The 22598-nt window shown below is 39.7% G+C and carries 20 protein-coding genes and 2 pseudogenes; 1 reads left to right on the forward strand and 21 read right to left on the reverse strand.

Translation table 11 applies throughout. The annotated features are described in order from the left end of the window. A partial coding sequence (locus D8787_RS08580; protein WP_142999764.1) for a helix-turn-helix domain-containing protein occupies positions 1 to 133 on the reverse strand: 133 nt, incomplete at its 3' end. Positions 134 to 361: 228 nt separating this feature from the next. On the opposite strand from D8787_RS08580, the gene D8787_RS08585 reads away from it, so the two are divergent. After that, the gene (locus D8787_RS08585; RefSeq protein ID WP_125422859.1) at positions 362 to 1552 is read left to right on the forward strand and encodes a ferric reductase-like transmembrane domain-containing protein; all 1191 of its coding nucleotides are present in this window, start codon (positions 362 to 364) and stop codon (positions 1550 to 1552) included. A gap of 95 nt (positions 1553 to 1647) precedes the next feature. Here D8787_RS08585 and D8787_RS08590 read toward each other — a convergent pair whose 3' ends face one another. The 20 genes and pseudogenes from D8787_RS08590 to D8787_RS11695 all read right to left on the reverse strand — a co-directional run. Next, a complete protein-coding gene (locus D8787_RS08590) occupies positions 1648 to 2778 on the reverse strand; it encodes an ABC transporter ATP-binding protein (RefSeq protein ID WP_042901384.1) in 1131 nt (376 codons plus the stop codon). Positions 2779 to 2890: 112 nt separating this feature from the next. Next, a complete protein-coding gene (locus D8787_RS08595; protein ID WP_125422862.1) occupies positions 2891 to 3760 on the reverse strand; it encodes a helix-turn-helix domain-containing protein in 870 nt (289 codons plus the stop codon). A 3-nt stretch (positions 3761 to 3763) separates the two neighbouring features. Further along, the gene (locus D8787_RS08600) at positions 3764 to 4150 is read right to left on the reverse strand and encodes a Mini-ribonuclease 3 (RefSeq protein WP_125422865.1); all 387 of its coding nucleotides are present in this window, start codon (positions 4148 to 4150) and stop codon (positions 3764 to 3766) included. Beyond that, positions 4143 to 5486 carry a cysteine--tRNA ligase gene (gene cysS / locus D8787_RS08605; RefSeq protein WP_125422868.1) on the reverse strand — a complete coding sequence of 448 codons (1344 nt, stop codon included), beginning with the start codon at positions 5484 to 5486 and terminating at the stop codon, positions 4143 to 4145. Before cysS ends, D8787_RS08600 begins: the two co-directional genes overlap by 8 nt. Positions 5487 to 5568: 82 nt before the next feature. Further along, complete coding sequence (locus D8787_RS08615; RefSeq protein ID WP_125422875.1) at positions 5569 to 6453, reverse strand: GNAT family N-acetyltransferase; 885 nt, start codon at positions 6451 to 6453, stop codon at positions 5569 to 5571. Between the two features lie 11 nt (positions 6454 to 6464). Then, positions 6465 to 7082, reverse strand: coding sequence for a serine O-acetyltransferase (gene cysE, locus D8787_RS08620; protein WP_125422878.1), 618 nt, complete (start codon positions 7080 to 7082; stop codon positions 6465 to 6467). 15 nt (positions 7083 to 7097) lie between these two features. Then, complete coding sequence (gene pnp, locus D8787_RS08625) at positions 7098 to 9311, reverse strand: polyribonucleotide nucleotidyltransferase (RefSeq protein WP_125422881.1); 2214 nt, start codon at positions 9309 to 9311, stop codon at positions 7098 to 7100. Positions 9312 to 9873: 562 nt separating this feature from the next. Next, positions 9874 to 10740, reverse strand: coding sequence for a methylenetetrahydrofolate reductase [NAD(P)H] (metF, locus tag D8787_RS08630; protein WP_125422884.1), 867 nt, complete (start codon positions 10738 to 10740; stop codon positions 9874 to 9876). A 101-nt stretch (positions 10741 to 10841) separates the two neighbouring features. After that, on the reverse strand, positions 10842 to 13091 hold the full coding sequence (gene metE / locus D8787_RS08635; protein ID WP_125422887.1) for a 5-methyltetrahydropteroyltriglutamate--homocysteine S-methyltransferase: 2250 nt from the start codon (positions 13089 to 13091) through the stop codon (positions 10842 to 10844). Between the two features lie 352 nt (positions 13092 to 13443). Beyond that, positions 13444 to 13737, reverse strand: a complete 294-nt coding sequence (locus D8787_RS08640) for a helix-turn-helix domain-containing protein (protein ID WP_185776784.1) — start codon at positions 13735 to 13737, stop codon at positions 13444 to 13446. Next, positions 13727 to 14092, reverse strand: a complete 366-nt coding sequence (locus tag D8787_RS08645) for a type II toxin-antitoxin system RelE/ParE family toxin (protein ID WP_125422890.1) — start codon at positions 14090 to 14092, stop codon at positions 13727 to 13729. Before D8787_RS08645 ends, D8787_RS08640 begins: the two co-directional genes overlap by 11 nt. A 156-nt stretch (positions 14093 to 14248) precedes the next feature. Next, positions 14249 to 14614, reverse strand: coding sequence for a TIGR02328 family protein (locus tag D8787_RS08650; protein ID WP_125422893.1), 366 nt, complete (start codon positions 14612 to 14614; stop codon positions 14249 to 14251). Beyond that, on the reverse strand, positions 14598 to 15002 hold the full coding sequence (locus D8787_RS08655) for a YbgA family protein (protein WP_125422896.1): 405 nt from the start codon (positions 15000 to 15002) through the stop codon (positions 14598 to 14600). Before D8787_RS08655 ends, D8787_RS08650 begins: the two co-directional genes overlap by 17 nt. A 22-nt stretch (positions 15003 to 15024) precedes the next feature. Beyond that, positions 15025 to 15294 (reverse strand): annotated as a pseudogene (locus D8787_RS08660) (HigA family addiction module antitoxin); the annotation flags it as partial. Positions 15295 to 15357: 63 nt separating this feature from the next. After that, complete coding sequence (locus D8787_RS08665) at positions 15358 to 16107, reverse strand: hypothetical protein (protein ID WP_125422902.1); 750 nt, start codon at positions 16105 to 16107, stop codon at positions 15358 to 15360. Next, entirely contained in the window at positions 16097 to 17464 is a 1368-nt protein-coding gene (locus D8787_RS08670) for an AAA family ATPase (RefSeq protein WP_125422905.1), read from the reverse strand. Before D8787_RS08670 ends, D8787_RS08665 begins: the two co-directional genes overlap by 11 nt. A gap of 208 nt (positions 17465 to 17672) precedes the next feature. Continuing rightward, on the reverse strand, positions 17673 to 19274 hold the full coding sequence (locus D8787_RS08675; RefSeq protein ID WP_125422909.1) for a type I restriction-modification system subunit M: 1602 nt from the start codon (positions 19272 to 19274) through the stop codon (positions 17673 to 17675). A gap of 35 nt (positions 19275 to 19309) precedes the next feature. Further along, a complete protein-coding gene (locus D8787_RS08680; RefSeq protein ID WP_125422913.1) occupies positions 19310 to 21178 on the reverse strand; it encodes an AAA family ATPase in 1869 nt (622 codons plus the stop codon). A gap of 9 nt (positions 21179 to 21187) precedes the next feature. Continuing rightward, a complete protein-coding gene (locus D8787_RS08685; protein ID WP_125422916.1) occupies positions 21188 to 22408 on the reverse strand; it encodes a restriction endonuclease subunit S in 1221 nt (406 codons plus the stop codon). Then, positions 22405 to 22598 (reverse strand): annotated as a pseudogene (locus tag D8787_RS11695) (RNA-dependent DNA polymerase); the annotation flags it as partial. The pseudogene D8787_RS11695 and the gene D8787_RS08685, both read right to left, overlap by 4 nt.

Genomic DNA, 22598 nt, shown 5'->3' on the forward strand with positions numbered 1-22598 from the left:
GTTTGACTTCTTTGGAGACAGTAGTTGGGTCTTTTAGAATGGACTGTCCAATAGCTTTGAAGGTTTCACCGCGCTCTAAGCCCAGTTGGATATCATTACGGTCTGAAAGGGTAAGGTGTTTATGTTTTGTCATAGTGAGCCTCATTTCTAACTCAAACGTCTCATACTTAATTCCACCATAAAAATCCGTTTTAGACTAATTTCCACTTCGGCAAGTCAAGTGGAAGTTGCTTTGAGAAGTTACGTTTTTTTGATGAGAGTAGATATTTATAGACCTCAATTTGACACCATACTTTTTCTATGATAAAATGTAACAAAATTATTTACAACAAATCAAATCTAAATGAAATGGAATTTTTTTATGAAATCACTCAAAGGAATACTTTTTATCATAACTAGTTTTGTCTTGACTATGTTGACTTGGATGAACACTTCTCCCCAATTCATGATTCCAGGACTAGCTTTAACAAGCCTATCTCTAACTTTTATTCTAGCCACTCGTCTCCCACTACTAGAAAGCTGGTTTCATGGTTTGGAGAATGTCTACACTATCCACAAATTCACAGCCTTTCTCTCCATCATCCTACTAATCTTTCATAACTTCAGTATGGGCGGTTTGTGGGGCTCTCGCTTAGCCGCTCAGTTTGGCAATCTTGCTCTCTATATCTTTGTCAGTATCATCCTTGTCGCCTATTTAGGCAAATACATCCAATACGAAGCTTGGCGATGGATTCATCGCCTAGTTTACCTAGCCTATATTTTTGGACTCTTTCATGTCTACATGATCATGGGCAATCGCCTCCTCACATTTAATCTCCTAAGTTTTCTTGTTGGTAGCTATGCCCTTTTAGGCTTGCTAGCTGGTTTTTATATCATCTTCCTTTATCAAAAGATTGGCTTCCCCTATCTAGGGAAAATTACCAATCTCAAACGCTTAAATCACGATACTATAGAAATTCAAATCCATCTTAGCAGACCTTTCAACTATCAATCAGGACAATTTGCCTTTCTAAAGATTTTCCAAGAAGGCTTTGAAAGTGCTCCGCATCCCTTTTCTATCTCAGGAGGTCATGGTCAAACTCTTTACTTTACTGTTAAAAATTCAGGCGACCATACCAAGAATATCTATGACAATCTTCAAGTCGGTAGCAAAGTAAGCGTAGATAGAGCTTACGGACACATGATCATAGAAGAAGGACGAGAAAATCAGGTTTGGATTGCTGGAGGCATTGGGATTACCCCCTTTATCTCTTACATCCGTGAACATCCTATTTTAGATAAACAGGTTCACTTCTACTATAGCTTCCATGGAGAAGAAAATGCAGTCTACCTAGATTTGCTCCGTAACTATGCTCAGAAAAACCCTAATTTTAAACTCCATCTAGTAGACAGTAGGAAAGATGGCTATCTTAATTTTGAGCAAGAAGAAATGCCTGAACATGCAAGCGTCTATATGTGTGGTCCTCTTTCTATGATGAAGGCAATCGCCAAGCAAATTAAAAAACAAAATCCAAAAGCAGAGCTTATTTACGAAGGATTCAAGTTCAAATAACCAACCACATTCTCCTGGAATTTACCTGGAGTTTTTTCTACTCAATCGCCAAAAAACACCGCCAGATTTCTAGCAGTGTTTTGATTTTCTTTATCTTAGTAAACTGTTCTTTCAGTTTCTACATCGAAGAAGTGTGCTTTGTTCAAGTCAAATCCAAGTTCAACTGTTGCACCTGTTTGCAAGTAGTCACGAGCATCAACTTTAGCAACGAATTCGTCTTTACCAACTTGGCAGTAAAGGTGAGATTCTGAACCAAGCAATTCTGATACAGAGATAGTAGCTTTTACAACTGATTCTGGGAATGTTTCAAGGAATGCTTCCTCTGCATTCACGTCTTCTGGACGGATACCGAAGATCAATTCTTTACCTTCATAGCCTTTTTCACGAAGAACTTTCAAAGCACCTTCTGGAACTTTCAAGCGGAAACCGTCTGAAACAATTTCGCTACCAACCAATTTCACGTTGATGAAGTTCATTGCTGGGCTTCCGATAAATCCTGCAACGAATTTGTTAACTGGGTTTTTGTAAACTTCTTGAGGAGAACCGATTTGTTCTACACGTCCAATAGTACCTGTACCAGCAGGGTTCTTAGTTGCTGACATGATAACGATACGGTCTGCAAGTGTCATCGCTTCTGTTTGGTCGTGAGTTACGTAGATAGTTGTAGCCCCGATACGACGGTGGATTTTAGCGATTTCAGCACGCATTGATACACGAAGTTTAGCATCCAAGTTTGACAAAGGTTCGTCCATCAAGAACACTTTTGCATCACGGACAATCGCACGACCCATGGCAACACGTTGACGTTGACCACCTGAAAGGTCAGCTGGTTTACGTTCCAAGAATTCTTTCAATCCAAGGATTTCAGCTGCTTCTTGAACACGTTTATCGATATCTTCCTTGCTGTATTTACGCAATTTCAAACCGAAAGCCATGTTGTCATAAACAGTCATGTGTGGGTAAAGAGCGTAGTTTTGGAATACCATGGCGATATCACGGTCTTTTGGAGCCACATCATTGACAACCACGCCATCGATAGAAGCAGTACCTTCTGTGATGTCTTCAAGACCTGCAATCATACGGAGAGTAGTTGATTTACCACATCCTGAAGGTCCTACGAAAACGATGAACTCTTTGTCTTTGATGTTCAAGTTGAAATCTTCAACTGAATAGTGTTCGCTGTTTGGATATTTTTTGTAAATATTTTTAAGATTTAATTCTACCATGAGGTGAACTCCTTTTGTCTTTTGATAGTTTTATTATATATGAAAACGCTTTACTTTTCTATGGCAAGGTGACCAAAAAAATAAAAAAGTTCTGTGCAACTTGCACAAAACTTTAGAGAATATCTGGTAAAATCAACTGATAACACAAGGTCAGGTCGGTCAATTCCTTCAACTGCAGGCCTGTCAATTCTTCCCATTTATCAATCTTGTATTGGAGAGAATTGCGGTGCAGATAGAGTTGCTGGGCTGTTTTAGTGAGAACAGCACTATTTTCCCAAAGAGAGAGAATGATTTCCTGAATCTGGTCTTGATCCAAAATCATCTGGTGCAGGCAGTCCTTGATTGTCTTCAAGTCCACAAGTCTTTCCCCCATACTCCAAAGATAGAGTTGTGAAAAGGTATGAACACCTTGGTTACCCTGACGCCACCAAGTCTTAAACAAATCCCGCTCTGCTTTGATCAAGTCTGATAGGGCTTGATGTCCAGCCTGAGACCAAACCTGGCCTAACATGATAGACAGACGCAATCCAAAGTCATACTCAACCGCTTCAATCGTATCACTTAAGATAGCTCGTACAGAGGTGTATTTGTCTTGTTGAAGCACGAAAACATAATCCTGAGCTCCAACTTGAAGCACTGTCTGACAGTTGGGAAAAAGAGTCCGCATCATATCTAGCCAAGAAGCTAGATTTTCCTGCTGAAAATAGGAAAGATGGCAATAAACCAACTGAATCTTTTTAAAAGTTTTCGGTGCCTGTCCCTTGCCCTCAATCAGATAAGAATACCAAGGATTGAGCGAACGAGCCTGCTCTTGCTGAGTCAAAAGAGCAACCAACTGCTTTTCACGCTCGCTAAGTCCAGCTTCCTCCAGCAAAATCCACTGCTGAGAAGTTAAAGGGAAAGTGAGATAGCCCTCTCTCTTTACTGGTTGGTTTGAAATCTGAGCTTCAGGAAACCAGTCTTGTAGTTCTTTTGCCATCATGTCCTAGCCCTCCACTTTTTGGATGCACCACGAAATCAAGCTCTCAAGACGTTCCAGATTTTCAGTCATATGGAGATAGCCCATGACTGCTTCAAAACCTGTAGACATACGGTAAGTCACCACATCAGCATTTTTAGCCTTAGTGTGACTATTAGTATTGCGACCACGTTTGTAGATTTCTTCTTCTTTTTCCGTCAGGACTTGCTCCTCTAACATAAGGGAAATCAGGCGAGCCTGAGCCTTGGCTGACACATACTTGGTTGCTTCTTGATGGAGTTTATTAGGTTTGGTCATACCTTTGAGGATGAGGTGGCGGCGAATATACATAGAATACACCGAGTCCCCCTCAAAAGCTAACGCAATCCCGTTAATGAGATTGACATCAATCACGTGTCCACCTCACTCCATCTTTGGTGTCAAGGAGCTTAATCCCTTGAGCAGCCAATTGGTCACGGATCTGGTCCGCTGTCGCAAAGTCACGATTAGCACGCGCTTCTTGGCGTTTTTGAATCAAAACTTCGATCTCTGCATCCAAAACTTCCTCAACAAAGACAATTCCAAAGACTTCTAACATATTCGCAAGAGCTTGCTTAACACTTGCATCATAGTTGCCAGAGTTGATCCACTTGGCCATTTCAAAGACGACTGTGATACCGTTAGCAGCGTTAAAATCTTCATCCATTGCAGCCACAAACTTATCTTTAAAGGCTTGCAATTCTTGAGTATCTACAGTTCCTGTAAATGGTTGCTCATAAGTATTCTTCAGATACTTGAGATTGATCTCTGCATCACGTACTGCCTTTTCTGTAAAGTTGATAGGCTTACGGTAGTGCTGAGTGGCAAAGAAGAATCGAAGCACTTGACCATCGATAGTATTTAAGGCATCATGGACGGTGATAAAGTTGCCCAAGGACTTAGACATCTTGACATTATCGATGTTGACAAAGCCATTATGCATCCAGTAGTTAGCGAAAGTCTTACCTGTTTTTGCCTCTGACTGGGCAATTTCGTTGGTATGGTGAGGAAACTCAAGGTCAGCACCACCACCGTGGATATCAATGGTATCTCCTAAAATCTCTGTCGACATGACTGAACACTCGATATGCCAGCCAGGACGACCAGGTCCCCAAGGACTGTCCCAATAAATCTCGTCTGGTTTAGCAGCTTTCCATAGTGCAAAGTCTACAGGATTTTCCTTGCGAGCTGTTTCTTCATCAGTACGACCTGATGCACCTAGCTCCAAATCTTCCAAGGTTTTATTGGCCAACTTGGCATAGTTGTGGGATTTTTCCACACGGAAGTAAACATCCCCTTGACTCTCATAGGCAAAGCCTTTTTCAATCAAGTCTTCCACAAAGCGGATAATATCAGCCATAAACTCCACCACACGAGGATGGCGAGTCGCAGGTTTGACACCCAAGGCCGTCACATCCTCACGAAAGGCAGCGATGTACTTATCCGCAACCTCCTGAGGCGTGATTCCTTCTTCCTTGGCACGGTTGATAATCTTATCATCCACATCCGTAAAATTAGAAATATAGGCAACCTCATACCCACGGTATTCAAAATAACGTCGAATGGTATCAAAGGCCACCGTTGAACGGGCATTCCCCACGTGGATATAGTTATATACCGTAGGCCCACAGACATACATCTTTACCTTACCATCCTCAATTGGGACAAATTCTCGCAAATCACGAGACATGGTATCATAGATTTTAATCATAAAATAATAGTCAGGAAAACCAAAATCCAAGAACACTTAGTTTCATTACTAAGAATTCAATTGAATTTCAGTCCGAATATCTCTAGACTTCGGAATCCCTTGCTCCTTTCTCATTCAGATAAACTACCTGGGGTTGTTTGACAAAGCCGATTTTTTCATACAAGCGCTTGGCACCTACGTTGCTGTCTTCTACTGCAATCTGAAATTCCTTATCATTTTGCTCAATCAGTTGATTGACTAGAGATTTTGCTAAGTAGCTTCCATAGCCTTTCCCACGTTCAGGTTCCGATATTGCCAAACCATAGAAGTAATTCGTATTAGTCGATAAATCTACCGTGCAAGTTCCAATAACCTGACCGTCTTTTAATAAAATATATAGGCAACTTTCTAGATCCTTCAGGGCTTCAGCGACATATCTATCCACAACTTCTCTCGATTCATGTTCCTCTAAAAATGCCTGAAATTTTAACTGGCTAATTTGCTCCTGATACGAACTATCTGCTAACAAAACTTCAAGAGTGGAAAATTTTGCTAGCTGATAAGGTCTTCTATCCTTACCTAACCAGGTTTCTGTCTCTTTATCCTCGACCAATCCCCAGTTACTGACAAAATCAGGATGACGTTCTAGAAAAATACGTTCTGTCTGAAAAGTGACTGAACGAATAGGGAAAGAAGCCGTTTCTTTTTCAAAACTCGTAAACAGAGCACGCGCAATTCCCTGACGGCGATGATTGGGATGAACCAGTATCGTCACTTCCACATCTTGATCATCTGCATAGACAGTTAATAAACCAACAAGTTCGCCTTTTTCATAATAAAGGAAAAAGGCGGGCATGTTTGGATCAAAATTAAGCATGTTAGAGAGATAAGGATCACGATAGGTACCGTCATAGTTTTGACAACAGTTAATTAGTTTTTTCGCCTCAGATAACTCCTCTTGGCTCAACTTATTTCTTGCTTGAATCATATAGCCATCCTCTACAAACCAGACGATCTGTGACTGGCATCTTTAGCCTGCTCGAGTTTATTGACGTAGTACTCTCGTTTTTCTTCGACTTCATGAATGACCGGCTCATCCTTCTTACCATGAAGGCGGACAATCTTAGCCGGAATACCGACAACTGTCACATCACTAGGTACGTCTGCCACAACAACTGCTGCAGCACCGACTTTGGCATTTTCACCGATTTCTACTGGTCCGATAACTTGAGCATGGGCTGATATGAGAGCTCCCTTTCGCACGGTCGGATGGCGTTTGCCAACATCCTTACCAGTCCCACCAAGAGTTACTCCGTGGTAAAGCATAACGCCTTTTTCAACAATCGCTGTCTCCCCAATCACCAGGCCAGATCCGTGGTCGATAAAGACACCTGATTCGATATGGGCACCTGGATGAATCTCAATCTGAGTCCAAAAGCGCCAGAACTGACTGTGCATACGAGCCAAGAGTTTGAAGCCGTGCTTCCAGAGAAAATGTGAAAGACGGTGGGCCGCCAAGGCCTTGACACCTGGATAAGTCAGCAAAACCTCCAAAGTGGTGCGGGCCGCTGGATCATTTTCTTTTACGATATCAATGGTTTCGCGCCACCATCCCATACATTTCTCCTTTTCTTATTCTGAATCTTTTGGTGTTTCTGTAAATTCTTTCTTAGATTTGTGGTCCTTGTGATGACGTGGGCGGTGAGGACGTTCTGATTTTTCACCTTTTTCATCACGTTCAGGTTTTGGCGGACGAGGAAGAAGGGCTTTCATAGAAGCATCCACACGTCCTTTTTCATCAATCTTGATCACCTTAACATCAACTTCATCCCCGATTGCTACCAAGTCTTCGACATTATTGGTACGCGTCCAAGCCATTTCAGAGATATGAACAAGGGCATCCGTCTTGTCAAAGAGGTTAACAAAGGCACCAAATTTCTCGATACGAACGACTTTAGCACGGTAAACTTCGTCCACCTTAGCTTCACGAACCAAACCAGCAATGATTTCTTTGGCACGGTTAATAGCATCTTGGTCGCTAGAGTAGATAGATACATTTCCTTCTTCGTCGATATCAATCTTAACGCCTGTTTCAGCGATAATCTTGTCGATGGTTTCTCCACCCTTACCGATGACAATTTTAATCTTGTCCACATCAATCTTAATAGTATCAATTTTCGGAGCAGTTGGAGCCAATTCTGGACGAACTTCTGGAATGGTTGCTTCAATCACATCAAGGATTTCAAAACGCGCTTTCTTGGCTTGGGCAAGAGCTTCAGTCAAGATTTCTGCAGTAATCCCTTGGATCTTGATATCCATTTGAAGGGCTGTAATCCCGTCACGAGTACCTGCAACCTTAAAGTCCATATCTCCAAAGTGATCTTCCAAACCTTGGATATCTGTCAAGACTGTATAGTTGTTTCCATCTGAAATCAGACCCATGGCAATACCAGCTACTGGAGCCTTGATTGGCACACCACCAGCCATAAGGGCAAGAGTTCCCGCACAGATAGAGGCTTGAGAAGAAGAACCGTTTGATTCTAAGACCTCAGCTACCAAACGGATAGCGTATGGGAATTCTTCCAAACTTGGCAATACTTGAGCAAGGGCACGCTCACCGAGAGCACCGTGACCGATTTCACGACGACCTGGCGCACCGTAACGACCAGTTTCCCCTACAGAGTATTGTGGGAAGTTATAATGGTGCATAAAGCGTTTCTTATACTCTGGATCCAAACCATCGATGATTTGAGTTTCTCCCATCGGAGCCAAGGTCAAGACTGAAAGAGCCTGAGTTTGTCCACGAGTGAAGAGACCAGAACCGTGCACACGAGGAAGGAAGTCAACAACCGCATCCAAAGGACGGATTTCATCGACCTTACGACCATCAGGACGAACCTTGTCTTCTGTAATCAAGCGACGCACTTCAGCGTGTTCCATTTGTTCCAAGATTTCAGCCACATCACGCATGATACGGTCAAATTCTTCGTGATCCGCATATTTTTCTTCGTAAACGGCTGTGACTTGATCTTTCACTGCTTGAGTTGCAGCTTCACGGGCCAATTTTTCTTCTACTTGAACCGCTTTTTGAAGGTCACTGTTGTAGGCTGCGATGATTTCAACTTGCAATTCAGCGTCCACATGAAGCAATTCTACTTCTGCTTTTTCTTTACCAACTGCTGCAACGATTTCTTCTTGGAAAGCAATCAATTCTTTGACTGCTTCGTGCCCTTTAAGGAGCGCTTCCAACATGATTTCTTCTGACAATTCTTTAGCACCAGACTCTACCATGTTAATGGCGTGTTTGGTACCAGCTACTGTCAATTCAAGCAGCGATTGCTCTGCTTGTGCTTGACTAGGGTTGATGATGATTTGACCATCTACATAACCCACTTGAACACCAGCTATTGGCCCGTCAAATGGAATATCTGAGATAGAAAGAGCCAATGATGAACCAAACATAGCTGCCATTGGTGCAGAGGCATTTTCATCATAAGAAAGCACAGTGTTGATGACTTGGACTTCATTACGGAAACCTTCCGCAAACATAGGACGGATTGGACGGTCAATCAAACGCGCTGTCAAGGTTGCATCCGTTGAAGGACGTCCTTCACGTTTCATAAAGCCACCAGGAAACTTCCCAGCCGCATACATTTTTTCTTCGTAGTTGACTTGAAGTGGGAAGAAATCCCCAGTTGCCATTTTCTTAGACATCACGGCCGCAGTCAAGACAGTTGACTCACCATAACGCACGACAACAGAGCCATTTGCTTGCTTAGCAACCTGACCAGTCTCTACAATTAACTCACGACCCGCAAAAGTCGTTTGAAACACTTGTTTTGTCATTTTAATCCCCTTTGGATTGATAATATTATACGTCTTGCCTACAAAGATCAAGATACAAAGCCGTTAAGCAACTCAAAGGAAAATAGGAAATCGGACGACGGAGCGACTGCTCCTAGGCAGATTTATCTTTTTCCACAGAGTTGTAGGCGAATTCAATTACTCAAGATACCAAGGACGTCAAAAGCAAAGTAAAAATAGGAAACTGACGAAGTCTTCAATGAAGACAAGACAGTTTATCTTTTTTACACAGCTTTTCGGCCGGGTTCAATTACTCAAGATACAAATCATTAGAAAGTTTTGATACTAAAGTATCTAATCCTTTCACGCTAATCGCTATCAGGCAATTAGCTAAATGCTTTACTAACTCTCTCGTCAAATAACATCGATTTGACTCGTTCGTGTCGCTAATCCTTACAGTTTAAATGCATTGTATTTTTTAATACCCTCATCTTTGTATCAAGTACGTACAGAGTCTATTTTATCATATTTTTCTTAAAAAGTGCGGTCTTTACCATTAAAAAGGAACCATTCCCCTCACCTGAGAAGAATGGTTTGCTTTTTATTATCCTAGAGACTGATGATTAAACAAGGCATGGGTTGCTTGGTGGATGTATTTTGCTGTTTCAGCATTGTTCATGGTGTAGAGATGCACACCTGCGACATCCTGAGTTACCAAGTCCACGATTTGGTCCACTGCATAGGCAAGTCCTGCTGCTCTGAGCGACTCAGGGTCATGCTCATACTTGTCTAAGATGGCTTTAAATTTACGTGGAAGATGGATATTCTCACAAGTCTTCAAGAGGCGGAGAGCCTGATTTCGATTCAGAATTGGCATAATCCCTGCATGAATAGGAACATCAATCCCAGCCAATATGCACTTGTCTTGGAAATCATAGAAGCGCTCATTGTCAAAGAAAAGCTGAGTTACGAGGCTCGAACAACCTGCATCTACTTTCTTCTTGAGATTTTGGATATCTGAAATCTGATTTGGTGAATCTGGATGCCCTTCTGGATAACAAGCACCAACAATATCAAAGTGAGGAGCTTGTTCCTTGATGAACTCAATCAAGTCGGTTGCGTAGCGGAAATCCTTTTGTGGTTCCACATTAGGGATAATATCCCCACGAAGAGCCAAGATTTTCTGCACCCCAACCTTGTCCAAGTCGGCAATGGTTTCAGCAACCTTGTCCTTAGTCAAATAGATAGCTGGCAAGTGAGCAATAGTCGGAATCGCCAAATCATTTTGGATAAAGTCAGCCAAACGGACCGTCGTTTCCTTGATATTAAATTTATTATTGCTGGCAGTTACACTGATAAAGTGGGGAGCCAACTCCTGCATATCTTGAAGAGCAGAAATAATGTTATCATTACCCACGGCTGGGTTGGGAGGGAACACTTCAAATGAGAGTGACGGTGTTTGGCGTGACATAGTCTTATCCTTTTCTAGTTGATTTTTTTCGTTAGCTGGATTCCTAGAATCCAAGTGAAACAGGCAGATTGACCAAACAGTGCTTCTAGAGAAATCCTATCTTACAATTTCTCACGCGCAGCTTTAGCTGCTTCAACAAGGCGAATCAAGCTTTCTTTTGTTTCTGGAATACCACGTGTTTTCAAACCACAGTCAGGGTTGATCCAAACTTTCTTGCTTGGCACTTTAGCAAGGATAGCTTCGATTGTATTGTCGATTTCGCCTTCATTTGGCACACGAGGTGAGTGGATATCGTAAACCCCAGGTCCTACTTCTGTTTGGAAGTTTTTCGCTTTGAGTTCGTCTAAGATTTCAAGGTTTGAACGGCTTGCCTCAAATGAGATAACATCCGCATCCATGTTGTCTATAGCTGGAATGATATCTGTAAATTCTGAGTAACACATGTGAGTGTGGATTTGTGTGTCTGATGCTACTGTTGAGTGTACCAAGCGGAAGGCAGGAATAGCCCAGTCAAGGTAGTCTTCGTACCAGTCGCTACGACGGAGTGGCAATTTTTCACGAAGAGCAGCTTCGTCGATTTGGATGATTTTCACACCAGCAGCTTCAAGGTCAAGTACTTCATCCTTGATAGCAAGGGCGATTTGAAGAGTAGAATCCTTGATAGAGATGTCTTCACGTGGGAATGACCAGTTGAGGATGGTAACAGGTCCAGTCAACATACCTTTAACAGGTTTGTTTGTACGGCTTTGTGCATAGCTAGACCATTTAACAGTGATAGGGTTAAGACGAATTACATCACCCCAGATGATTGGTGGTTTCACCCCACGCATACCGTATGATTGTACCCAACCATTTTTAGAGAAGAGGTAACCTGACAAGTTTTGACCGAAGTACTCAACCATGTCATTACGCTCAAATTCACCGTGAACAAGGACATCAAAGTCGATATCTTCTTGCCATTTGATCCATTCATCGATCGTTTCAGCAAGGAAAGCGTCGTACTCTTCTTGAGACAATTCACCTTTACGGTAAGCCAAACGTTTCGCACGAACTTCTTTTGTTTGAGGGAATGAACCGATCGTTGTTGTTGGAAGAGCTGGAAGTTTGAAAGCTTCTTCTTGAATAGCTTCACGTTCTGCAAAGGCTGGCAAACGAGTGTAGTCTGCGTCTGTCAAGCCAGCGATACGCGCACGAAGTTCCGCATTTTCACCAACACGCTCAGTCGCAAAGAGTTCTTTGTTAGCTGCAAGTGCTTCTTCACCTTGACCATTGCGGATAGCATCCAAATCACGAATCTCATCCAATTTTTCAACTGCAAAGGCAAAGTGGTTCAAGATAGCTGGTTCAAATTCTTCATTAGCTGTTGTAAATGGCACATGAAGAAGTGAGCATGAGCTTGTCAAGACAATGTTTTCAGCTGGAATTTGCTCAAGAACAGCCAAGCTCTTTTCGTAGTTGTTACGCCAGATGTTTTTACCATTGACAATACCTGCATAAAGAGTCTTGTCAGCTGGGAAGCCACCTTTAACCAATTCAAGAGTTTTCTTACCTTCAACGAAGTCAAGACCGATAGCATCTACTGGCAAGTTCACAAGATCAGCGTAAACGTCACGAACGTCTCCGAAGTAAGTTTGAAGCAATACTTCAAGACCTTTTTTGTCAGCCAAAAGTTTGTTGTAAAGGTTCAAGAAGAGAGCTTTTTCTTCAGCTGTCAAGTCTTTGACAAGAGCAGCTTCATCCAATTGGATACGAGTCGCACCAAGTTCTGCCAATTTAGCAAAAACTTCTTGGTAAGCAACAACTAAGCTGTCTACGAAGTCTTCTGCTTTCACACCTTCTTCAAAGTCTGACAATTGAAGGAAAGTAAATGGACCTACAAGAACTGGGCGAGTGTTCAATCCAAGTTCTTTAGCTTCTTGAAACTCATCAAAGATTTTGTGACCTGCAAGTTTGACTTGAGTGTCTTTTTCAAATTTAGGAACGATGTAGTGGTAGTTGGTGTTAAACCATTTTTTCATTGGAAGGGCACGAACATCCCCTTTTTCTCCTTGATAACCACGTCCCAAAGCGAAATAGCGCTCAAGGTCAGACAAGTCCAAGTTTTGAACTGAAGCAGGTACCACATTGAAAAGGAAAGCTGCATCTAGGAAGTTGTCATAGTGAGAAAAGTCATTTGATGGAATTTCAGTGATGCCTTTTTCTTTGACAATGTTCCAGTGTTTAGCACGCAAGTCTTTTGCTGCAGCAAGGAGTTCTTCTTCTGAGATTTCTTTTCTAAAGTATTTTTCAGTTGTAAATTTTAATTCGCGGAATTCGCCCAAACGAGGGAAACCGATGATTGTAGTTGACATGATGTGTCCTCCAAAATTTGTTGTTGAAACTATCTTAACAGAAAAGAAATCATCTGTATAATTGTAAAAAATTAGGCTTTGATATAGTTTGAAACTATATCTCTGTTTTGAACAAAAGAAAAGGACCTGAGACAACTGCCTCAAATCCTTTTTGTAGCTTGTTTTATCGCTGTATTTTAGTTAGACTGGTCAGACGTGTTATTAGTAATTCTTATAAGTGACTATGGCTTGTTATTAGAAAAGACTATAGGTTGATTTTTCTTTTGTAATTCTGATATTTCCCTGAAAAGTGCGGACGGGAGGTAAAATTATCCAGTGGATGATTTTAGCCAACCAAGTAATTTCATCCCTATCAACCTTTTTTCTGTTCAAGTGGGACGACTGCTAGTGTCTTTCCTAAACTGGCTAAAACTTTCAAGACTGTATCCAACTGAGGACTAGTCTTTCCTGTTTCCATTCTAGCTATAACAGGCTGGCTTACTCCACTAAGTTCTTCTAGCTTTTTCTGACTGATGCCTTGCTCATGTCTGGCTTCAATCAACTCACTCATGATAGCCACTCGCATATCACTTTCAAGAATTTCCTCCTTGGTAAAGAGTTCAGATCGGACATCCTTCCAATTACTACCAATAGCACTATTCTTCATCACTTAACCTTCTTTCTTTTAAGTCCTTTAGTTCACGCTTGGCTTTTTCAATCTCTCTCCTAGGAGTTTTCTGAGTCTTTTTGACAAAATGATGTAAAAGGACAAAACTCCCATCAAGCCACGCTACAAATAAAATTCGATCTCTCAGAGGTCTTAGTTCCCATATCTCATCTTCCAAATGTTTCATATAGGGTTCCCCAGCTCTCGTCCCATGCTGACTGAGCAACTCGATATAGTCATTTAATTTATTGAGTTTGATGCGGCTATCCTTACTTTTCTGACTAGCCAATTCTCTCATATAATCCAAGACTGGCTCATTTCCATTTTTGTCCTTATAGAAGTAAATCGTATGCACCAAGCAACCTCTTTCTAATTAAATTATAACTCAAAAGTTATTAAAAGTAAATCCTAACATTTATAAAAAGAAGACCTTAGAAAAATTCCAAAGGTCTCATCTTTATTATTCGAAAAAATTACGAGAAGAGTTATAAATTGAAGGCAATCCTTACTATTATTCCAGCTCTATTCCCTTCTCTCGGAGATTAGCCAGACATTCCTCATAGTAGGCGTCGTCATGTTCGCTATATATAGGACTAGTCAACTTCTCCTCTGCTAAATCTTCATAGAGAGGGCAAGTCTTACCACGGTAGTTCTTGTCCAGCCACTCTGGACTGACATTGTAGCCACGGTTAGCCATCTCCTCCATGATCAAGCGATGATAGGCATAGAGACGATAGGGCGAGTGGGTAAAAACATAGTCCACCGTCGCATGCTTTCTGCCCCAGCCATTACCACGAAGGGCGCAGCATTCTCGGTGTTGTCCCAAAAGTTGAGGACGGGGAAGTTGTGAAATCAAAACCTCATGCCAAAGTCTCACGGGAGTCTCCTTTCAGTAACGTCGAATGTTGCAAGTAGGTATTTGGATAGCGTTCAAGCAAGTCTCGAGTCTTAGCGATTACATCTTCCTTGGAAGCCTGACCAAAGCGGTAACGATCCAGCAAGAGCATATAGTCTTTGCGCTCAACATCTGTCGCTTTCTTTTTGAAATATCCCCAAATATGCTGAAAAGCATTGCAAACCTGACCCCTGTGTTCTGGGATTTGACAGGCGCGGTCAATCATCTCTTGAACCTTACTCAGTTCCACCACTTCTTGCTTGAGATACTGGCGAAGCTCATTGTATATGTTACTGGAATAGCTCAAAACGAGGTATTTATTTCTAGCCCAGAGTTGCTGGCAAAGGGCACGTTGGTTGTTATTATTCATAATTCACATTATACCACGATTACTCTATGAACTCAGTCACTTTTACATCGTAAGCATTCTGAAGATTGAGCCAAGTTATCATCGAGATATTAGTGACCTTTGCTAACTTCCGAGCAATATCATTACTAATCGATTCCTCACCATTCACTAATTTACCGAGCTCCATTTCAGAAATTCCTAAACACTCTGCAAATTCTTTTTGCGTTACGTTATACTCTTCAATCAACTCTTCAACATACTGACCTGGATGAAAAGCAATCAGATCTTTGTATTCATTAATTTTATTAGTCATAGTGATTGCTGACCTCCTATATTTCTATTGAACTTATTGGACTACAAACTGTTTGTCAGGATGTTATTTATAATTCTGAATCTTGTCAAACAATAACGCTAAATTAGAATATCCATTCGTCATTTCATTTTGTTTTATAAATTGCCATGATTGTTCGTAATCGTCTGTCGGGCATCTGCTTTGGAAAAGTGCTAAAATCTCTTCTACTCCTGCATCGCCTTTTTCTTCATACTGGTCTATCAAATCATCAGCGGCACCTATTTTTTCATGATTTGGTAATATCTTGCCAAATAAAACATGCTCCAAATTAACAGAATTATAATACACAAAAGTTTGAACCAACTTCCGCTTAACCAACAAGGAAGTCCCATCTTTAATCAACTGATTGACATGCCTTGCCTTTCTCTGTCTCGTTTCAATAATATCCATTTTCTTCTTCGTCGTTGAAAATAGTAGCCTCCGAGTTTGTAAATCATATTGAAATGAATCTGTCCCTTCCATAGAATCGTCTACAACTAAAGAAGTTGGATTCATAAACATGCCATCTGTATCTGTTACAAAGGCAACAAACAGTAAATCACTTACTTCCCATTTTTCTGTAGCAAGAACCTCGCAAATTCTATCACTTGCAATTTTCGTTCCAGACGAGGTAGAATATCTCCTATCTGAAAAGACATCTCCATACATCACCTTTAGTGTGATATGCATATTCTCCAATCGTTCTACTAATGAATCTGTTACAAATCCTACAACAGTCTCATCGGATTCTCCCTCTACAAATACTAGAATAACCTTTCTACTTTTATTCGCCAAGCTTTATCCCTGCCTTTCTCAAAGCTCGTTTAATTTTACTATTAGAGACTCCTTGATACAATTCTTCTTCGTGTCCACCCAGCTGAATTCCTCTCAAGTAAATATCTCTTAAGTTATTGCTTGGCTTAATGCCAGTTAGACGGATATAACGATTTGTCGGACAAGCTGTTGAGAACACAACCTTGTAGGAAGGAAGTTTTTCTAGTACACGTAGATTATGAGAAGTAAAAATGAGTTGTCCTTTGGCACTTTCAGAAAAAATTTCAATCAACTCGCCTAGTAGATATTCAAATACACCTGCATCCAATTCATCAATGACAGCGATAATATTCTCCTTATTATATACTTCCACCAAAAAACCAAGCATACTAATAATTTTACGAATCCCTTCAGATTCGTGTTTTAGAGAGAATCTTTTACCTGCACGATTGGAAATAAAACTAACATTTCTTATTTTTTGTCCATCACTTCGAATCTCTATCTCACTTGCTTCCATTTCAAGTCGCAAGTCAGGGATAATAATGGGAACAATTTCATTCAAATAGTCAATCGTACTCTCATAAACACTATAAATTTCTTCATTTATAGAAGTTCCTCCACTTTGAAGAAACATAGGGATAATCCCCTGATAACTCACATGAGAGTCACGATTCTGATAGTTAATTGTGATAGGAGTAACCCCACTACTATTCAAACTAGATAACTCTTGGGTGAAGATCCTCAAATTTTGATAAAAGTCTTGAATGACATTATAAATTTCAACAAGCGTCGATAAATCTTGCTTACTTGAAGTATAAATAAATCCTACTAATTCTTTTGAGAAAACAAAGGAACGATTATCATCAATAATTGTCTTTGTTAAAACACTAACTGCGTCCTTTCCCATAATACTTCTTTGAGATTTTAAATAGCCCGTATGTCGCGGTTGCTCTGTATCAAAATTACTTCCCTCATATTCATATCTCAGTAAATAGCGGTATCTAGCCCCAGATTCCAGAGGTTTATAGGCAAGTTCTTCTTTTACAACCATTACATCTTGCACGCCTGTAGGTTCACTTGCAACAAACTCGACTTTATATCGAATGATATAGGTTTCTGGGACTTCTAATTCTAAAGTAATCGCATTTTCCCCTACTTGGTCTATGGCATTAAAAATCCCTTTTGTATGTTGTGGAATAGACTCTCCTCTCATCAAGGCAGATAGAACTTCAAATACATCTACAACAGCTGTTTTCCCAGAGCCATTCTGACCATAAATTCCCGTTACATTGATAAAGTCAGATTTATTTTGAAAATCAATAACTCCATACTGCACGTTCTTAATATTCTCTATGATGAGACTCCTTAATTTTACCATGATTTCGGACTCCTTAGTTTTTCTCATCTTAATTATATCAAAAAAAGTCATTTTACATGACTTTTTTTGATTTATTTTCTAATTTTTTCTCTATTATTTGAAAACCAATTCTATTTCCTACTCAACATTCACATATCTATTAAGCAATGAGGATGCAAAGCCGTAGTGTTCAAATACTCTACAATTGATATACAAAGCCGACTCCCCATCATCCTTCAAACTCTTTCAAAAACTTTTTGAGTTCAGCATCGGCTTCTGGTGTGGTTCCGCGTAGTTGACCGAGCATTTCGAGTAGGGAAGCGGTTTGGTTTTGGATTGCTTCATTTGTCGTGTTAATCTTGCTGACGATATCTGTCAGTGGCTCGACTTCTTCCTCCTCAAAGGTGTCCACATAGCGAGGGATATTGAGGTTATAGTCATTTTCGACGATTTCTTCATAACTTGCTAGATGGGCAAACTTATCAATCTCCTTACGAGACTTGTAGGCTTCCAGAATCTTGTCGATATGAACATCCGTCATGATATTCTGGTTTTTCCCCTTATCAAACTCTTTAGAAGCATCGATAAAGTAGACATCACGATTGGTACGGTTCTTTTTGAGAATGATAACCGTTGTCGGAATGCTGGTATTAAAGAAGATATTGGCAGGTAGACCGATAACTGTGTCAATAGCCCCTTCTTCTAGCAAGGACTTGCGAATGGTCCCCTCCGCATTGCCACGGAAGAGAACACCGTGAGGAAGGACGATAGCCATAACTCCATTATCTTGCTTGAGATGGTAATACCCATGCAAGAGAAAGGCAAAATCAGCCTTGGACTGGGGCGCCAGTTTCCCAAAAGGAGAGAAACGAGGGTCATTCAGGAATCCAGAGTTTGCTGACCACTTGGCAGAGTATGGAGGGTTCATGAGAACACCGTCAAAGTTGGTCGGTTCCTGAGTCGGCCAGTCTTCATCCAGTGTATCGGCATTGTGGAGAAATTGATTTTCAACAGGAACACCGTGTAGAATCATGTTCATCCGAGCCAAGTTATAGGTCGAAGTATTGAGTTCCTGACCAAAGTAGACCACTGTCTGTGGTTTGTGAGAGTATTTCTTGGCATTGAGCAAGAGAGAGCCAGAACCCATAGTCGCATCATAGATGGTAAAACCTAGTTGATCCTCACGACCCAAAAAGGCAATCTGAGTCATAAGTTTGGCAACAGGCTGAGGTGTATAGAACTCACCAGCCTTCTTACCCGAGTCAGTCGCAAACTGACCGATCAGGTACTCATAGGCATCCCCCAGCATATCACCAGCATGACCAGCCACATCTAGCACAGCCAACTCTTTAATAACTGCCGTCACCGTTTGGTTTTGCTTTTGAGGAGTTTTTCCTAATTTTTTAGAGTAAAGGTCGATATCCTCAAAGAGATTTTCATATAGGCCGTCACTCTGCTCAATATCTCGAAAGCCCTGAGCCAAATCTTCTAACTGGAAAGTCCCTTCATTGACACGCGCTACTAGAGCCGTAAATGTCAACTCAGGCTTGATACTGTAGTTGAGTTCGTCATTCATAACTGCAAGAAGATCCTCGTGGGTGGCCGCATCCTCATAGTAGTTGCGATAGACCTCAAGAGCAGCCTCTAGACTCTCACTACCCTCCTCCATAGTCTCCGCCACGAAAAAGAGCATCTTATCTGACAGATACTTATAAAAGACCATACCCAAGAGATAGGACTTGTAATCATTGGCATCCATCTTAGAGCGGAGAACATCCGCTGAGTTCCACAGGGCTTGGTAAAGCGACTGGGAAGTTTGTGTTGTTTCCATAGTGTTTCTTTCTTTTTATTAATTCAAAAATCTATCTACTGCTTCAATAGTTTCATTTCTAATTCTTCAAAATATTTATGACGTAATTTTTTCTGTAAATCATTATCCAATGCAATACGTCTTAAAGCTTTATCTTTAAAGTTTGGAACTATTTTCGTGTTTCCTCTATGATTAATTATTTCATTTTTTAAGTTACAAATCTTTAATATCCTTGAAAAATCAGATGAATCCAAACTTGCTTCAACGATAGAAGTTATATTATCAACCGTTGAAGATGCATCAAATTTATTTACTAAATTTTTTAAAAATTCTTCAACATCTTCTTTAGTAGGTTTATTATTTTGAATACAGTTACCTTCCATAAATTCATCGAGTCTTTTTTTCAAGGCAATACTTATTATTTTATCTTTCTTTTCTTTACAAGATTCAATGATACTTTGTTGAAGGTTTTCAAATTTTTGTTGTTTTTCTTTGTCATCATCAAAATGTAAGCATGACTTCACGACTGCTTCATCAACAAGCATCATCTCTACTTCATTGAATGGAAGAACAAAAATATTCTGTTCTTTTTGCTCTTGAATACTACTTTTATTCATCCAGTCATTGTCTATAATACCGTATGCCGTATTACCATGTAAAAGTTGTAAATCATTATAGGCTTTTGTATGCTGGATGACCTGTTTATGTCCTTGAACTGGTTTTACAAAACAAAATTCACTGAATAGTTTAGAATAAATCTGATAGTCTATACTAGTTTTAGTTCCCTCACAAAATAGTATTGGTTTCCTTGTACCAGAAACTTCTGCTAATATGGATAAAGGAAATTCTTGAGATTCTTCCAATTGTTCATAATCGAAGTCATAAGGTGCTTCAAATTTATTACACCATATATAGGTTGCATTAGTTCTTGATTGAACAAAGTCCATGTTATGTGAAGCAAAAATGAATTGACAGTCAGGACGTTCTGATATGAGCAAATCCCATAATTCATTATAGACTGCGCCATTTAGAAATGTTTCTGGTTCATCAACCACAATATAGCTATTTTCTGGAGCAAGAAGAACGTTACCAATATAAAATAATACACAGCGTTCCCCATCGCTAAGGCCATTTATACTATATTTATCTCCATTTCTTACAACTTCTAAAACTCTATCATCAGATTCAGGATAAAATGTTATGTCTGGGAAAATTTGATTCCATATTTGCTCCACTCTGTCCAATAAAGCAATGGACACCTCTCCTACTCCCCTAGCATTATCAGTCATTACTTTTGCAAAATCTTTTACCCACAGTGTTATCAGTTTAGTAAAAGTGCCCGAAAAATCATCTTCAATCTGGTGAGTCTGTATTTCAATCGTGTCATATTTAATATTCACCTCTTTCAAATCTTGAATATATTTTTCTTTAGTAATTCCATTACGATTGTGGGTATTAGACACAAAATACAATAGTTTTTGAGCAGGTAAGACATACATCTCATCTATACTATTCTTTCTTAATTCATTAATAAGACTAGTTTTCCCTGCTCCGTTAGCCCCTATAATAACAGTCGTAGAATCTATTTTAGCAATGAAAGAGAAAAGTTTAATTGCTTTAAAATCATTTAAAATTTGAGGTAGATTTATTTCATACGTATAAACATCACTACCATGACAACTAAATATATTTCTTAACCAATTCTCACGTAGTTTTTTATACTTTTCTGTCACATCCTCAGATAAAAACTCATCATCTAGTTCGTTATTAATCAAATCAATAAGAGATGAAAAATCATTATCTACTTGCTGATATTGATTCTCATATGCTTTTTTTTCATAATCAGCTAATTGACTAAAGATATCTTGAAGTCTTTTCTTTTCGGATTCTATATTTTCAATTAATTCTTTAATAGATCTATACATGATTCCTCCTTAAATAAACATATCCTGTAAAAGTTTCTTTTTGAGTGTTTCTAGCTGAGAAATTTTTTCTTGGTGAGAGTTGATGAGGTTATCTAGGTTTGAGAAGTAAGTGCCGATGGCTTGTTGTTCAGGAAGAGATGGTACAGATATTGAAATATTCTCTAAGTATGTGTAATAAAGATTTGCTACACTTCCACCTTCAACTCGTTTGGCAAACTCTTTTCTCATTTTTGCATTAAAATAATATGCGATAAACAACGGATTGTTAGGTGTATTATATACGGAAATCATTTCACCAATTGCAACATCTTTCAGTGACAACCAACTACAATTTGCAAAATCTAATGGATTTTCACCAACCCGAGGTACTAATACCTCATTACCAGAACTCAATTTCAAATTTTCTTTAGGAATCGATGTGTACGAGTATATTTTATCTATTTTTGTGGAGAATTTTGTATACAACTCGCCATAACGTACACACGGTGTTGTTGCCTCATCAGTCACCGACCATTTCGGTGCACTTTTTCCATAATAGAAAGAGCCAAATTCTCCAATTGTTCCTTTCTCCCACTCATCTTCAAATCCATCTAAACGAATCTCAGGAACTGTCTTTCCAGCTTTTGGAAACATCTTGGAAAGCATGGTCGCCTTGAGAGATTGATAGTTAGCAAGATTGTCCTTATAACTAGACAGGAGTTCGTCTAGGTTGCAGAAGAGTGAGCCGATAGCGGATTGTTCTTCAATCTTTGGAAGACTTATTTTCTTACAAAGTAAGTCTTCTTTCGTAATTCCTTTAATTGAAGTTCCTTGCTGCTGTGTACTTTCTTTTTGCAGCATTCTATATATACTATAGACTAGAAAATTAGTATCTTCTTTCAAATCTGAAAGAGACAAAAAATCTTGACTTGTTGCATAATCTTGATCTATAATAGCCAATTTCCCGACACCAACTCTTGTAACAATAGCAATAGAATTTTTAAGAATTAATTTTGCTGATGAATTTCGTAATCCCTCTTCAGAAATAAATTTTTGAGGTATAACACCAAATAGTGTATCCTTTTGAATATCAGATGACTGAATCCACGGTATAGTACCTTCCCAAAAAATCGGCTTTTTTGTACTTGGAGTGCCCCCAGTTTTGTACTGACCAGCTATATCACTAACCTTTACAATAATCCAATTCTGATTGAATTTATCAAATCTATATTTAGGTGATTCATTTTTCATTTACTACTCTTTTCTATTCGAGAATGAATTCGATACCCTAGCGCACTCTCAATTTTTTTCTTTCTATTTTTTAATTGTGCTAACATCAAATTATTAGTATCTGGACTAATTTTATCAAAAATATGTTGAGCACGCTTTGCATAGCTTATAAAATTACTCGGATAATATTTGGATCTCCCAAAATCTGTAT

The organism is Streptococcus mitis (assembly GCF_003944325.1).
GTDB classification, from domain to species: domain Bacteria; phylum Bacillota; class Bacilli; order Lactobacillales; family Streptococcaceae; genus Streptococcus; species Streptococcus mitis_CW.